Below are 14448 nucleotides of genomic sequence, written 5' to 3'. Positions count from 1 at the left end.
TGCTAACGACGCACAGCGACGTGATTTCAGACTGTCGTCACGGAACGACCGGCAACGCGAGGCGCTGGCCAGGCTCGACCACCGCGTCGTCGAGACCGTTGAGGCGCATGATCTGGTCGATGACCTCACGCACGTCGGCAGCGGGATCGACCGACTCGGCGATCGCCCACAGGGAATCGCCCTGGCCGACGGTCACGTAGTCGAAGGTGGCGCCCGCAGCGTCGATATCGGCGGCAGCGGCGCCTGCGCCGAGCACGGCGACGAATGCCCAGACCACGAGCGGCACCGAAGCGAGCCCGGTGAAGACCACGCGGCCGCGCCGGGTGAGCCGCAACCGCGTGCGGACAGGAGTAGTCGCGGCGGACTCCGCCTGATGGGCCCCTGCGGGCTGGAAACCGGTCGTAATGGTCACTGCGCTCATGTCACACCTCCTGTAGGAGTCGTATCCGGCCCTCGGCCGGGAGGACCGGATACGAAACTCTGTTCCGAATATATCTTCGAACAATCGACATCGCAAGGACGAAATGCCGGAAACTCCTGTCGCGGATTCTCCGACACACTCGAACGAATGTTTGCCGCACCCGCGTGAGGCGGATACAGTTTCGAATGTCTGGAAGACAGTCGACCAGACACCACCGACATTCGGCCGCGAGACGGCCGTTACGAGGGGCGGAGACGTTGAGCACCGACATCGATGACGTGCAGGCAGTCGGCAGGCCGCGCCGCCGCAAGAGCCTGAGCGCCAAGCAGATCGCGATCCTCGAGATGATCCAGCGCTCCGTTTCGAGCCGCGGCTATCCGCCGAGCATGCGCGAGATCGGCGACGCGGTCGGTCTCTCGTCGCTGTCGAGCGTCACGCATCAGCTCAACCAGCTCGAACTCGCCGGATACCTTCGCCGCGATCCCAACCGTCCTCGCGCACTCGAGGTGCTGATCGAGCTTCCCGGCGTCACTGAGCGCAGCGTCACCTCGTCGGCCCCGACGCCCGTCGGCGACGCGGCGATGGTGCCACTCGTCGGCCGCATCGCCGCCGGCGTACCGATCATGGCCGAGCAGCAGATCGACGAGGTGTTCCCGCTCCCCCGCCAGCTGGTCGGCAAGGGAGAGCTGTTCATTCTCAAGGTCGTCGGCGAGTCGATGATCGACGCCGCGATCTGCGACGGCGACTGGGTCGTGGTGCGCTCGCAGCGCACCGCCGAGAACGGCGAGATCGTCGCGGCGATGCTCGACGGCGAGGCCACGGTCAAGGTGTTCCGCCAGCGCGACGGCCACACCTGGCTGCTCCCCCGCAACAGCGCCTTCGAGCCGATCGTCGGCGACCACGCCGAGGTGCTGGGCAAGGTCGTCGCCGTGCTGCGGGCGGTCTGATCCGTTCGTTCGCGCTGCCCGCGAACGTCACCGCGACATCGACACGACCGGCCGCGAAGGCCTAGCCTGCGGCAGGAGCCGAGCGCAACGGCGCTTCGGCTGCGCCCGGCGCGAGCGCTTGGAGCCACCCGAACACGGCCTCCATGAACCCGGCGTGATCGTCGCGGAACACGGTGTGCCCGGTCCCCGCCACCGTCTCGACGGTCATGCCCTGGCGGCGAAGCTGCCGCGCGACCTTCGCAGTGATGAGCAGGCTCTTCTCCGCCAGCACCACGAGCGTGGGAGCGACCAGGCGGGCGGGCGGCACGAGTCCCCGCGTGTCGGCGAACCCGAGAACGGTGCGCTTGTCCCAGTCGCGAAGTGTCGCGAGTTCGATCTCGACGTCGTCGGCACTCCATTTGGGGTTCATGCGAACGAGTGCTGAGCGACGAGGTCGCGGTGCCATGGCGAAGAACGCCTTGAACGCCCAGCCCTTCACCCCTGTCGGGAACGAGAACGCCGGGTCGATGTAGATCGCGGCACGCGGCGCCAGCCGGTCGGCGACGAGACTCGCCACGAGGCCGCCGAGCGAGTGGCCCATGACGACCTCGGGCGGCCGGTCGAGCAGGGGCGCCAGCGTCTCGACCACGTCGTCGGCCCACCTGGCGGGTGAGTACCGCACCGCGCGCGGGCTGCGTCCATGCCCGGCGAGATCGACGGCGAGCACGCGGAAGCCCCGCGCCTCGAGCTCAGCCGTGACCCGATGCCAGGCGCGCGAGTCCGACATGATGCCGTGGATGAGGATCGCCGTTCGCGAGCCGCCGCCGGATTCGTGGACCGCGAGTTGCATGGGCCGACCGTACGCGCCGCGCCTGTGCGTCAGCCCGGCGGGAGCCGAGCGGATGCCGCGAGCCCGCGACATCCGCTCGCCTCGAGCTATCCGGCGAGCACGGGCGCATCGAGCTGCGCGCGCACGGCGCGCGTCGCCTCGACGATGTGCCGCAGGGACTCGACGGTCTCGTCGTAGCCGCGGGTCTTCAGGCCGCAGTCGGGGTTCACCCAGAGCCGCGACGAGGGAATCGCCGCAGCGGCGCGCTCGAGCAGCGTCTGCACCTCGTCGGTGCTCGGCACGCGGGGAGAGTGGATGTCGTAGACGCCCGGCCCGATTCCGTGGTCGAAGCCGCTCGTCTCGAGATCGTCGACGACCTCCATTCGACTGCGCGCCGCTTCGATCGAGGTCACGTCCGCGTCGAGGTTCTTGATCGCGTCGATCACGACGCCGAACTCCGAGTAGCAGAGGTGCGTGTGCACCTGGGTCGCCGGCTCGGCGCCGCCGGTCGCGAGCCGGAACGAACCGACCGACCAGTCGAGGTAGGCGGGATGGTCGGCGAGCTTCAACGGCAGCAGCTCACGCAGGGCGGGCTCGTCGACCTGGATGACGCGGATGCCGGCCGCTTCGAGGTCGGCGATCTCGTCACGCAATGCGAGCGCCACCTGCCGCGCAGTGTCACCGAGCGGCTGGTCGTCGCGAACGAACGACCACGCGAGAATCGTGACCGGTCCGGTCAGCATGCCCTTCATCGGCTTCTCGGTCAGCGACTGCGCGAATGCCGACCACTCGACGGTCATCGGCTGCGGTCGGGACACGTCGCCCCAGAGGATCGAGGGGCGCGTGCACCGCGAGCCGTACGACTGCACCCAACCGTGCTGCGTGACGGCGAACCCGTCGAGCAGCTCGGCGAAGTACTGCACCATGTCGTTGCGCTCGGGCTCCCCGTGCACGAGCACGTCGAGGCCGAGTTCCTCTTGCAGCTCCACCACGCGCGTGATCTCGTCACGCATCAGGCCGGTGTACTCGTCGCTCGTCAGTGTGCCGTTCACGAGGCGCGCACGGGCACGGCGGATCTCGCTCGTCTGCGGGAACGATCCGATCGTCGTCGTCGGCAGCGCGGGCAGGTCGAGCGCGTCCTGCGCGGCGACGCGCTCGTCGTACGAGGCGCGGGCGAAGTCCTGGTCGCCGAGTGCGGTGAGTCGGTCGCGAACCGTGGGCACGTGCACCCCGGGCGCCTCGTTGCGATCGACGAGGGCAGCGGATGCCGCGGCGAGCTCGCCCTCGATCGCGGTACGCCCGTCGACGAGCCCGCGAGCGAGCACGGCGACCTGGCCGACCTTCTGGTCCGCGAACGCGAGCCAGCTCACGAGCCGCGCGTCGAGGGCGCTCTCGTCGTCGACGTCGTGCGGCACGTGCAGCAGCGAGGTCGACGTGGCGACCGCGACAGAAGCCGAGAGGTGCTGCGCGGCCTCGACCCGCTCGAAGGCGGCAGCGAGGTCACCGCGCCAGATGTTGTGACCGTCGATGACGCCGGCGACGACGGTCTTCGACGCCAGCGACTCGGCGGTGGCCGGGTCGAGGTTCTCGGGCAGCGTGCCGCGCACCAGGTCGAGGCCGATCGCTTCGACGGGCGTGGCAGCGAGCGCGGGCAGCGCATCGTCGAGCGAGCCGTAGGGCGCCGCGACGAAGATCGCCGGCCGCTCCTCGAGCGCGCCGAGCACGTCGTACGCGGCGCCGACGGACTCGATGATCCGGCCGCGGGCGACGTCGATGCTCTCGCTCACGAGCGCGGGCTCGTCGAGCTGCACCCACTCGGCACCGGCCGCGGCGAGCTGCGCCAGCAACGCCGCGTAGACGGGCACGAGGTCGGGGAGCCGATCGATCGGCTCGAAGCCGGCCGGAGCGCCGTCAGCGGCCTTGGCGAGCAGCAGGAAGGTCACGGGGCCGACGATCACCGGCCGCGTCAGGTAGCCGGCCGCCTTCGCCTCGGCGAATTCGGCGACGATGCGCTCGGCGTGCAGCGAGAACTCGGTGCCGGGTCCGATCTCGGGCACCAGGTAGTGGTAGTTGGAGTCGAACCACTTGGTCATCTCGAGCGGTGCATCATCGCCGGCGCCGCGCGCGATCGTGAAATAGCCCGCGAGGTCGACGTCGCCGTGCTCGTCAGCGAGCCCGGCGAACCGCGTGGGCACCGCGCCCACCGCGATCGCGGCATCGAGTACCTGGTCGTAGTACGAGAACGACTCGGGAATCGCCGAGTCGGTGCGGCCGAGGCCGAGCGACGCGAGCCGCTCGCGAGTGGCTGCACGCAGCCGCGCAGCTTCCTGCTCGAGTTCGTCGGCGGAGATCGAACCGGCCCAGAACGACTCGACGGCGCGCTTGAGCTCGCGTCGTCGCCCGATGCGCGGGTAGCCGAGGATCGTCCCGTCGGGGAAGGCGGAGGTGGTCATCGTGTGGTGTTCCTTTCGTGGGCGAGCCGGTCGGCACGGATCCCGAGCCGGTCGACGACGTCGAGCACGGCTTCATGGCGGTTGAAGGTGTACAGGTGCAGGCCCGGAGCATCGCCCGCGAGCACTTCGGTTGCGAGTCGAGTCGCGTAGGCGATGCCGAGTTCGGCCTGGGCCGCGGCATCCGGTTCGATCTCGAGGTCGATGGAGAGCTCCGCGGGCGGTTCCACGCCCGTGAGTTCGGTGAGGCGGCTCAGACGCGCGGGAGTCGTGACCGGCATGATGCCGGGCAGGATCGGAATGGTGACGCCGCCGGCTCGAGCCCGATCGACGAAGCCGAGGTAGTCATCGGCGCGCCAGAAGAGCTGGGTGATCGCGAGGTTCGCTCCGGCGATCTCCTTCGCGAGCAGCGTGTCGACGTCTTGCCCGACTCCACGAGAGCGGGGATGCCCCGTGGGGAACGCGGCCACCGCGACCCGCTCGGGTCGCGGCCGATCGCGGATGCGCGACGCCCCGGGGTTGCCCGGGACTCGAACCTGCGCGAACGGCTCCCGCTCCTCCTGCACCCGGTGGATGAGCTGCACGAGCTCTGCAGCGCTGCCGAGGTCGCCGATGCCGGCGTCGGGATCGGAGACGGCCGGCGGATCGCCCCGGAGGGCCAGGAAGCTCGTGATGCCGGCGTCGAGGAACTCTCGCACGATTCGATTGGCTTCGGCGTGCGATGAGCCGACGCACGTGAGGTGGGCCATGGCCTCGACGGAGGTGTGCTCGAGCATGTACCGGAGGACGGTCAAGGATCGTTCGCGCGAGCTGCCGCCGGCGCCGAAGGTCACCGAGATGAACGCCGGGTCGACCTCGGCGAGTCGGTCGATCGTGCGACCGAGGGCGAGGGCGGCAGCGTCGCTGCGCGGCGGGAACAGCTCGAAGGAGATCGGCACGGCAGGCGAACAGTCGGCGCCCGATGAGTCGGAGGCGGTCGATGCCATGGTGCTCCTGCGTGGCAAGCGGCAACGGCGGAAACACGGCAGGCCGCGCTCCCCCGGCCGGAACGGCGGGTGGGTCTCGCGGGCGGATGCCGGGCTCGGCGGTCGCTCCAAGTGGTCGGCTTCGGGCCGATCACTGTTCGATCAGGAGCGACGATACGCCGCCTCGGCGGCGTTCGGTGCGTCTATGACGCGAGGTGACGACGACGGCGTTCAGGCGCCGGCTTCGGCCGCGGTGAAGTCTGCGAGCTGGCCGGCGAGCTCGGGCGATGCCAGCGCCCGCACGCGAGTGCCTTCTTCTGCGTAGTCGATCGAGAGCACGCGGCCGGTCTCGTGCAGAGTCGAGACGATGTCGCCGCGGTCGTAGGGCACGAGCAGGTCGATCTCGACCGCCGGGTCTGGCATCATGCGCGCGATCGCCTCGAGCACCTCTGGGATGCCCTCGCCCGTTCGCGCCGACGCGAAGATCGCCGTGGGGGCGAGGCCGCGCAGCACGAGACGGTCTTCGGGCGTCACGAGATCGGCCTTGTTGAACACGATGAGCTCGGGGATGTCTCGGGCGCCGACCTCGCCGATGACGTCGCGCACCGTGGCGATCTGGCCCGCCGGGTCGGGGTGGGCGGCGTCGACGACGTGCACGATCAGGTCGGAGTCGCCGACCTCCTCGAGCGTCGAGCGGAATGCCTCGACGAGCTGGTGCGGAAGGTTGCGGACGAAGCCGACCGTGTCGGCGATCGTGTAGACGCGACCGTCGGCGGTCGTGTTGCGCCGCACGGTCGCGTCGAGCGTCGCGAAGAGCGCGTTCTCGACGAGCACCCCGGCGCCCGTGATGCGGTTCAGGATGCTCGACTTGCCGGCATTCGTGTACCCGGCGATCGCGACGGAGGGCACGGCGTTGCGCTTGCGGTTGGCGCGCTTGGCCTCGCGGGCCGGCTTCATGCCGGCGATCTGCTTGCGCAGCCTGGCCATGCGGGAGTGGATGCGCCGTCGGTCGAGCTCGATCTTCGTCTCACCGGGGCCACGGGATCCCATGCCTGCGCCGGCGCCGCCGACCTGACCACCGGCCTGGCGCGACATCGACTCGCCCCAACCGCGAAGGCGCGGCAGGAGGTACTCGAGCTGCGCGAGCTCGACCTGGGCCTTGCCCTCACGGCTCTTCGCGTGCTGGCTGAAGATGTCGAGGATGACGGCGGTGCGGTCGATCACCTTCACCTTGATGGCGTCTTCGAGCGCACGCCGCTGGCTCGGGGCGAGTTCGGTGTCGGCGACGACGGTGTCGGCCCCGAGTGAGGCGACGATGTGGCGCAGTTCTTCGACCTTGCCGCGCCCGAGGTAGGTGCTCGGGTCGGGGTGCGGCCGACGCTGCAGCACGCCGTCGAGCACACGTGCACCCGCGGTCTCGGCGAGGGCAGCGAGTTCGCGCATCGAGTTCTCGGCCTCGTCTTGCGAACCCTGCGAGTAGACCCCGATGAGCACGACGTTCTCGAGACGCAGCTGCCGGTACTCGACCTCGGTGACGTCTTCGAGCTCGGTGGAGAGCCCGGCGACCCGACGAAGGCCGGCTCGGGCCTCGCGGTCGTACTGTTCGCCGTCGGAATCGGCGCCGCCGCCGAACAGCGATTCGGGTGCCATCAGCGCCTCGGCGGCCGCTGAGCCGAACCGGGTCACCCCCGCCTTGGACTCTGCGCCCCTGAGCACTCGTTCGACCGCGTCGTCTGCGGAGTTCTGTTCGGCGTCGTTCATCGTGTTAACCCTAGTTCCCATGGCTGCGATAGGTTCCCCTGTATGGCCTCCGACCACTATTTCTCCTCTCGACCGGGCGGCGAGGCCACTCTCCGCACCATCACCGCCACCCTGGCCGGGCGCGAACTCTCGCTCTCGACCGCCGGCGGGGTCTTCAGCCCCGAGCATCTCGACGACGGCACGCGCATCCTCCTCGATCGCGCACCGGCACCGCCGGCGAGCGGTGACCTGCTCGATCTCGGCACCGGATGGGGACCGATCGCGATCTCCTTGGCCCTTCGGGCTCCGGATGCCACGGTGTGGGCGGTCGATGTCAACGAACGCGCACTCGACCTCGTGCGCCGCAACACCGCACGCCTCGGCATCACCAATGTCAACGCAGTGGCGCCCGACGATGTTCCTGCCGACGTGCGATTCGCCGGGATCTGGTCGAACCCGCCGATCCGCGTCGGAAAGGTCGAGTTGCATGCGCTCCTCGAACGCTGGCTCCCCCGGCTCGACACGGATGCCAGCGCGTGGCTCGTCGTGGCGAAGCACCTCGGTGCCGAGTCGCTGCAACGCTGGATCGGCGAGGAGCTCGGACTCCCGATCGATCGCGCGGCCCAAGACAAGGGCTTCCGCGTGCTCGAGGTGACGGCCGCGGCATCCGACCGCTGATCGCCGAGTCTCACGACACGAGAACGCGGCACGGGTCGTTCGACGCTCCCTGTTGCAGCGCAACGAGGCTGCGCCTCGCGCTCAGGCGAGGCTGAGGACGCCGTCGAAGACGAGCTCCGCCGGCCCCGAGAGGGCCACGTGTTCGCCGTCGTCGCCTGGGAACATGCGCACGCCGAGCACCCCGCCAGGCACCTGGACGCGCCAGACGTCGGGCGCCGCCTCGCCGGCCCAGTGGCGTACGGCGAGCGCTGACGCCACGGCGCCGGTGCCGCACGAGAGCGTCTCTCCGGAACCGCGTTCGTGCACTCGCATGCGGATGCGTCCGACGCCGCCTTCGACGAGCGGGTCGGCCGGCACGACGAACTCGACGTTGGCACCCGCGTCGGGGACCGGTTCGATCACGGGCTGGTAGGCGAGGTCGAGGCCATCGAGCTCTTCATCGTCGGCGAGAGCGACGACGATGTGCGGGTTGCCGACGTCGATGCCGAGTCCGGGCCGGGCCACCGCCAGGCTCTTCCCGCGCACGACCGGTTCGCCGTCGGTGAGTCGCCAACGCCCGAGATCGGCCTCGAAGCCGGTGGCGGTGCGGCGCACCGTGCGCACGCCGGCGCGGGTTCCGATCGCGATCGAGGCATCGGCGTCGATGTCGGCGAGCCCCTGGTCGAGCAGATAGCTCGTGAACACCCGGATGCCGTTGCCGCACATCTCGGAGACCGTGCCATCGGCATTCCAGTAGTCCATGAACCACACGGCATGCGGGTTCTCGGCGAGTGCTGCAGCGCCGTCGTCGAGGTTCGCGGAGCGAACCGCGCGAATGACCCCGTCGCCGCCCACGCCGAATCGACGATCGCAGACCGCTGCGATCTGCGTGGGGGTCAGCGGCGACTCCCCCTCTGGGTCGCTGAAGAGCACGAAATCATTGCCCGTGCCCTGGCCCTTGGTGAACCGCAGATCGAACGCCATCGGATCAGTCTAGGGCCGCGAGCCGGGCGAGTTCCGCGGCGCGATCGTCGGCGTCATCGGCGTCGATCGTGACCGCGTCGCGGTATCGCTTGAACCAGCTCACCTGGCGTCTCGCGTAGGTGCGGGTGAGCTGTTGCGTCTCGGCGATCGCGTCGGCCCGCGAGAGCCGCCCGCTGATCTCGCCGAGCGCTTGCGCGTAGCCGATGGCCCTGCGCGCGGTCACGCCTCGTTCGATGCCCTGCGGCAGGAGAGAACGCGCCTCGTCGACGAGACCGTCGTGCCACATCGTCTCGACACGGGCATCGAGTCGCTGGACGAGCGTCGCCCGCTCGCTCCGCAGATGCACCGCACGGTACGGTCGCCATGGCACCGGTTCGTCGGGCAGTCGCGCCGCCTTCGGCTCTCCGGTCAGCTCGATCACCTCGAGCGCACGCACGAGTCGGCGCCCGTTCTGCGCGTCGACGCTCGCAGCGGTGACGGCGTCGAGTTCGCGGAGACGCGCGTGCAGGAGACCGGGGCCACCTGCGGCGAGCTCGGCCTCGAGACGGGCGCGCACTGCGGCATCCGTGCCGGGAAAGCGGAAGTCGTGGATGACGGACGAGACGTAGAGGCCGGACCCGCCGACGAGCAACGCAGTGGCACCGCGCGCGAGCAGCTCGTCGACGGCCGCGCGAGCGTCTGATTGGTACGCGGCCACGGATGCTTCGTCGACGACACCGAGCACGTCGAGCAGGTGATGCGGCACACCGCGACGCTCGTGGGGCGGGAGTTTCGCGGTACCGATGTCCATGCCACGGTAGAGCTGCATCGCATCGGCGTTCACCACCTCGGCCGCGCGACCGGCCCGGCCGAGGGCTTCGGCGAGGTCGAGTGCGAACGCGGACTTGCCCGTGCCGGTCGCGCCGACGATCGCGATGAGGGTCACGTCAGCGTTGGCCGTCTGTCGGGTCGTAGATCGGCATCGTTGCGACTCCGGGCGAGACGAGCGGCTCGCCGGCACGGGCGCGCAGCACGGGCAGTCCGAGCGAGACCCGACCGGCGACGGACGCTCCGGGGGCGGATGGAACGGCGCAGCTCTCGGCTTCGGATCGGTCCCACGCATCGCCGGCACGGGTTCGGCGGATGCGCAGTGCGGCATCGTCGGACGAATCGGCGATCAGATGGAATGGTGCCGCCTGGGTGACGACGACCGAGACGACGTCGCCAGGACGCGGCGGTTCGGACCCGGTGGGCACCTCGAAGTGCACGAGGCGGCTGTCTTCGGCGCGACCGCTCAACCGGTGCGTCTCTGCGTCTTTGCGGCCATCGCTCGTGGAGACGAGCACCTCGACGGATCGGCCGATGAGACGCTGGTTCTCTTCCAAGGAGATGCGCTCCTGCAGGGCGACGAGACGCTCGTAGCGCTCTTGCACGACCTCTTTGGGCACTTGGTCTTCCATCGTCGCCGCAGGCGTGCCGGGACGGATGGAGTACTGGAAGGTGAATGCCGTGGCGAACCGCGCGGCTTCGACGACGCGCAGGGTGTCTTGGAAGTCCGCTTCGGTCTCGCCCGGGAACCCCACGATGATGTCGGTGGAGATGGCGGCCTCGGGGATACGTGCGCGCACTCGATCGAGGATGCCGAGGAACTTCTCGGAACGGTAGGAGCGGCGCATCGCCTTCAGGATGCGATCGGAGCCCGATTGCAGCGGCATGTGCAGTTGCGGCATCACACTGGGCGTCTCGGCCATGGCGTCGATGACGTCGTCGGTGAACGCCGCCGGGTGCGGGCTCGTGAAGCGGATGCGCTCGAGTCCGTTGATCTGCCCGGCGGCCCGCAGCAGTTTGCCGAATGCCTGCCGGTCGCCGAACTCGACCCCGTAGGAGTTCACGTTCTGGCCGAGCAGCGTGACTTCGACGACCCCGTCGTCGACGAGCGTCTGGATCTCGGCGAGCACGTCGCCGGGCCGCCGGTCTTTCTCTTTGCCGCGAAGCGCCGGGACGATGCAGAAGGTGCAGGTGTTGTTGCACCCCACCGAGATCGACACCCAGCCGCTGGAGACCGAGTCGCGCTTGGTCGGCAGCGTCGACGGGAAGACCTCGAGCGAGTCGAGGATCTCGAGCTGCGCCTCGTCGTTGTGTCGAGCACGCTCGAGCAGCCTCGGCAACGCACCCATGTTGTGCGTGCCGAAGACGACATCGACCCACGGCGCCTTCTCGAGGATGACGTTCTTGTCTTTCTGGGCCAGGCAACCGCCGACCGCGATCTGCATGCCGGCGTGACGTCGCTTGACCGAGGCGAGGTGGCCGAGGTTGCCGTAGAGCTTGTTGTCGGCGTTCTCGCGGACGGCGCAGGTGTTGATCACGACGATGTCGGGCTCGGCGCCGTCGGCGGGCACGTAGCCCGCAGCCTCGAGCGAGCCCGAGAGCCGCTCGGAATCGTGCACGTTCATCTGGCACCCGAACGTGCGAACCTCGTACGTGCGCGGCAGTACTGCAGGTTCAGCGACCCGGTCGCGGGGCATCTCATCAAGGGAGACGTCGTGAATGGTGCTCATGATCGCACCAGTTTACGAGCGATCGGCTGCCAGTGCCGCCGACACCGCCTCGCGCACGACGTCACCGGGGTACCCCCGTCGCTGCAGGAACGCCGAAAGCCGGCGCTCTGCCGTCTGCCGGTCGAGTCCCCTGAGCTGCCGCGCACGACGCTCGGCGACCACTCGCGCGTTGTCGAGCTCGGTCTCGGGGTCGAGGTCTTCGACCGCGGCGCGCGCAAGGGAGTTGTCGACGCCGCGACGGCCCAGTTCTTGCAGAATCGCACCGCTGCCGCGGCCTCGACGCACGCCGTGACTGTGCACCACCTGCTCGGCGAGTCTGGCGTCGTCGAGATAGCCGAGGCGCTCGTAACGCTCGACCCACTCCTCGACCTCGATGTCGTCGAGCCCGTGCTCGACGAGCACTGCCCGCACCTCGGATACCGAGAGGGCGGATCGGCGCAGCCGCGAAACGACGAGCCGGTCGACTCGTGCATCACGTTCGGCCCCCGTCTCGTCGGGCTCATCCGCACCGTTCTGGACTTCTCGCGCGCGACCGTGCCCGGCAGCCCCACGCCCCCAGGTGGTGGACGCCTGCTCTCTGCGCGGTGACTCAGGGGGCAGGTCTTGAGCGGGAGTCACGAGGGGCACGATCCCGTCTCGGGGAGAATCGCGTGCGTCGACACCCGCCTGCTGCGCGCGAGACGCACGGGTCGGAGGAGCCACTGGCTCCTTCGCCCACGGCAAGTACGTGACCGGGGCAAGCCGTTCCGATGATTCGTCGCTCATATCTGGCTCACCCCGGTCTTCGTCGTGTTCACTACGCCGTCAGGCTTCGATCGCTTTCGGTGCGTCAGGCGCCCTTGCGGCCGAGCTTCGGCTCGATGGATTCGACATTCGACGGTGCCGCGACCGCGCCGGCAGGCTGCCCGACGCCGAGCTTGACGAGGATCTTCTGCTCGATATCGGCCGCGATGTCGGGATTCTGCAACAGGAAGTTGCGAGCGTTCTCTTTGCCCTGGCCCAGCTGATCGCCGTCGTAGGTGTACCACGCGCCCGACTTCTTCACGATCGCCTGGTCGACGCCGAAGTCGATGAGGCTGCCCTCGCGCGAGATGCCCGTGCCGTACAGGATGTCGAACTCCGCCTGCTTGAACGGCGGCGCCATCTTGTTCTTCACGACCTTGACCCGGGTGCGGTTGCCCACCGCCTCCGTGCCGTCTTTCATCGTCTCGATGCGACGGATGTCGAGGCGCACCGAGGCGTAGAACTTCAGCGCCTTGCCGCCGGCGGTGGTCTCGGGGCTGCCGAAGAACACGCCGATCTTCTCGCGCAACTGGTTGATGAAGATCATGGTCGTGTTCGTCTGGCTGAGGCCACCCGTGAGCTTGCGGAGTGCCTGCGACATGAGGCGCGCCTGCAGACCCACGTGCGAGTCGCCCATCTCGCCCTCGATCTCAGCGCGAGGCACGAGTGCGGCCACCGAGTCGATGACGATGAGGTCGATCGAGCCCGAGCGCACGAGCATGTCGGCGATCTCGAGCGCTTGCTCACCCGTGTCGGGCTGGGAGACGAGGAGCGCATCGATGTCGACGCCGAGCTTCTTGGCATACTCGGGGTCGAGCGCGTGCTCTGCATCGATGAATGCCGCAATGCCGCCGGCCTTCTGAGCATTGGCAATCGCGTGCAGCGTCAGCGTGGTCTTGCCCGAGGACTCGGGGCCGTAGATCTCGACGATGCGGCCGCGTGGGATGCCCCCGATGCCGAGCGCGATGTCGAGGGCGATCGAACCGGTCGGGATGACCTCGACGGGTGCGCGATCTTCGCTGCCGAGACGCATGACCGAGCCCTTGCCGAATTGGCGATCGATCTGCGCGAGTGCGGTCTCAAGCGATTTCTCGCGGTCTGCTGGTGATGCCATGGTGGGCTCCTTCGATGCTCGATTGCTGCTGCCTCTAGGCTGTCGTTCCACGTTGCGGGCCCCAATGGATTGGTGCTGACCCGCGGCGTCTCGCGACAAGGCGTTTGCGGTGTGTTCCGACGCATCGACCGTATGACCGGCCACCGACATCCGACGCCAGACTCGACGAGGATGTGGACAGATGCGCTGGTACTCCTGCTGTTGAGGAGCCTAGCGCAGCCTCCGAACACACATTCGAAGAAACACCCGCGTGTCGAACATGGATTCGATGCAGATTCGATGCAGATTCGATGCGGTTTCGATGCGGTGAGGAACTGCCCGCGCGTCAGAGTCGTCTCGGTGGGCGCGACTCCCCCGGCACCGGGCGTCCTGCGCCGTGGCGTCGCTCGTCGGGGACGTCCGTCGCCTCGCAGAGCGCGAACCAGACCTCGCGCGGCCGTACACCCGCAGCCAGCGCTTCGCGCGCCGTGCGACCGCCGAGCGAAGTGAGGACCAGGTCGTTCACGAGCACGCCGCCGTAGCCGGCGCCGAACTCGTCGTCGATCGCGGTCCGGAATTCGCTGAGCTTCACTGGCACCTCTCGGACAGACGATCGGCCGGTCCGAGGACCGGCCGATCGGCGTTTCGTAAGCGGGTGGTCAGCGGACCATCAGGTCGGCGTCGAACTCTGCGACGAGCTCGTCGGGCAGGCTGTCGGGCACCACCGAGAGGCCCTCGAGCACTGCGATGCGATCGCCGACCTCGTGCATGATCACGGAGATGGGCGTGTCGAGTGCGTCGGCAACGGAGGCGAGGATCTCGGAGGAGGCCTCTTTCTGGCCGCGCTCCACCTCGCTCAGGTAGCCGAGCGCGACGCTCGCCTTGGACGCGACCTGACGAAGGGTGCGACCCTTCTGCAGGCGGAAGTCCCTCAGCACATCGCCGATCTCCTGTCGAACCAGGACCATCGGGAACCTCCTTCTCTTTGCCTGCGACTCCGCTGGAGCCGGAAACGGGAGCGTCAGTCTACCTGACTCTCCGTGGCTTCCAATCTAGCGTTGCA

General features: G+C 68.8%; 14 protein-coding genes. 2 read left to right on the top strand and 12 right to left on the bottom strand.

From position 1 onward, the window contains the following. Positions 1-37: 37 nt before the first annotated feature. The gene (locus tag AC6CH0_RS17540; RefSeq protein ID WP_498103217.1) at positions 38-421 is read right to left on the bottom strand and encodes a LysM peptidoglycan-binding domain-containing protein; all 384 of its coding nucleotides are present in this window, start codon (positions 419-421) and stop codon (positions 38-40) included. Positions 422-690: 269 nt separating this feature from the next. On the opposite strand from AC6CH0_RS17540, the gene lexA reads away from it, so the two are divergent. After that, positions 691-1368 (top strand): transcriptional repressor LexA, encoded by a 678-nt coding sequence (gene lexA / locus AC6CH0_RS17535; protein WP_498103316.1) that lies wholly within the window; start codon positions 691-693, stop codon positions 1366-1368. A 61-nt stretch (positions 1369-1429) separates the two neighbouring features. Here lexA and AC6CH0_RS17530 read toward each other — a convergent pair whose 3' ends face one another. The 4 genes from AC6CH0_RS17530 to hflX all read right to left on the bottom strand — a co-directional run bounded on the left by AC6CH0_RS17530 (position 1430) and on the right by hflX (position 7373). After that, on the bottom strand, positions 1430-2197 hold the full coding sequence (locus tag AC6CH0_RS17530; protein ID WP_498103215.1) for an alpha/beta fold hydrolase: 768 nt from the start codon (positions 2195-2197) through the stop codon (positions 1430-1432). Positions 2198-2283: 86 nt separating this feature from the next. Then, the gene (gene metE / locus AC6CH0_RS17525) at positions 2284-4629 is read right to left on the bottom strand and encodes a 5-methyltetrahydropteroyltriglutamate--homocysteine S-methyltransferase (protein ID WP_498103213.1); all 2346 of its coding nucleotides are present in this window, start codon (positions 4627-4629) and stop codon (positions 2284-2286) included. Beyond that, entirely contained in the window at positions 4626-5612 is a 987-nt protein-coding gene (locus AC6CH0_RS17520) for a methylenetetrahydrofolate reductase (RefSeq protein ID WP_498103211.1), read from the bottom strand. Before AC6CH0_RS17520 ends, metE begins: the two co-directional genes overlap by 4 nt. Before the next feature lie 210 nt (positions 5613-5822). Further along, the gene (hflX, locus tag AC6CH0_RS17515) at positions 5823-7373 is read right to left on the bottom strand and encodes a GTPase HflX (protein WP_498103209.1); all 1551 of its coding nucleotides are present in this window, start codon (positions 7371-7373) and stop codon (positions 5823-5825) included. Positions 7374-7394: 21 nt separating this feature from the next. Between hflX and AC6CH0_RS17510 the strand changes: the two genes are divergently transcribed. Continuing rightward, positions 7395-8009 (top strand): class I SAM-dependent methyltransferase, encoded by a 615-nt coding sequence (locus AC6CH0_RS17510; protein ID WP_498103207.1) that lies wholly within the window; start codon positions 7395-7397, stop codon positions 8007-8009. A gap of 81 nt (positions 8010-8090) precedes the next feature. Here AC6CH0_RS17510 and dapF read toward each other — a convergent pair whose 3' ends face one another. From dapF to AC6CH0_RS17475, 7 genes are all read right to left on the bottom strand, one after another. Further along, a complete protein-coding gene (gene dapF, locus AC6CH0_RS17505; protein ID WP_498103205.1) occupies positions 8091-8972 on the bottom strand; it encodes a diaminopimelate epimerase in 882 nt (293 codons plus the stop codon). Between the two features lie 4 nt (positions 8973-8976). After that, positions 8977-9897 (bottom strand): tRNA (adenosine(37)-N6)-dimethylallyltransferase MiaA, encoded by a 921-nt coding sequence (gene miaA, locus AC6CH0_RS17500; RefSeq protein WP_498103203.1) that lies wholly within the window; start codon positions 9895-9897, stop codon positions 8977-8979. 1 nt (position 9898) lies between these two features. Then, positions 9899-11476, bottom strand: coding sequence for a tRNA (N6-isopentenyl adenosine(37)-C2)-methylthiotransferase MiaB (gene miaB, locus AC6CH0_RS17495; RefSeq protein ID WP_498103314.1), 1578 nt, complete (start codon positions 11474-11476; stop codon positions 9899-9901). A gap of 45 nt (positions 11477-11521) precedes the next feature. After that, a complete protein-coding gene (locus tag AC6CH0_RS17490; RefSeq protein WP_498103201.1) occupies positions 11522-12136 on the bottom strand; it encodes a regulatory protein RecX in 615 nt (204 codons plus the stop codon). A 202-nt stretch (positions 12137-12338) separates the two neighbouring features. After that, a complete protein-coding gene (recA, locus tag AC6CH0_RS17485) occupies positions 12339-13406 on the bottom strand; it encodes a recombinase RecA (protein ID WP_498103199.1) in 1068 nt (355 codons plus the stop codon). Between the two features lie 325 nt (positions 13407-13731). Continuing rightward, complete coding sequence (locus AC6CH0_RS17480) at positions 13732-13977, bottom strand: DUF3046 domain-containing protein (RefSeq protein ID WP_498103197.1); 246 nt, start codon at positions 13975-13977, stop codon at positions 13732-13734. Positions 13978-14044: 67 nt separating this feature from the next. Further along, on the bottom strand, positions 14045-14353 hold the full coding sequence (locus AC6CH0_RS17475; RefSeq protein ID WP_056013571.1) for a helix-turn-helix domain-containing protein: 309 nt from the start codon (positions 14351-14353) through the stop codon (positions 14045-14047). Between the last annotated feature and the right edge of the window lie 95 nt (positions 14354-14448).

The organism is Agromyces sp. GQ35, from assembly GCF_059758475.1.
This window is presented reverse-complemented; position numbering and strand designations above follow the sequence as displayed.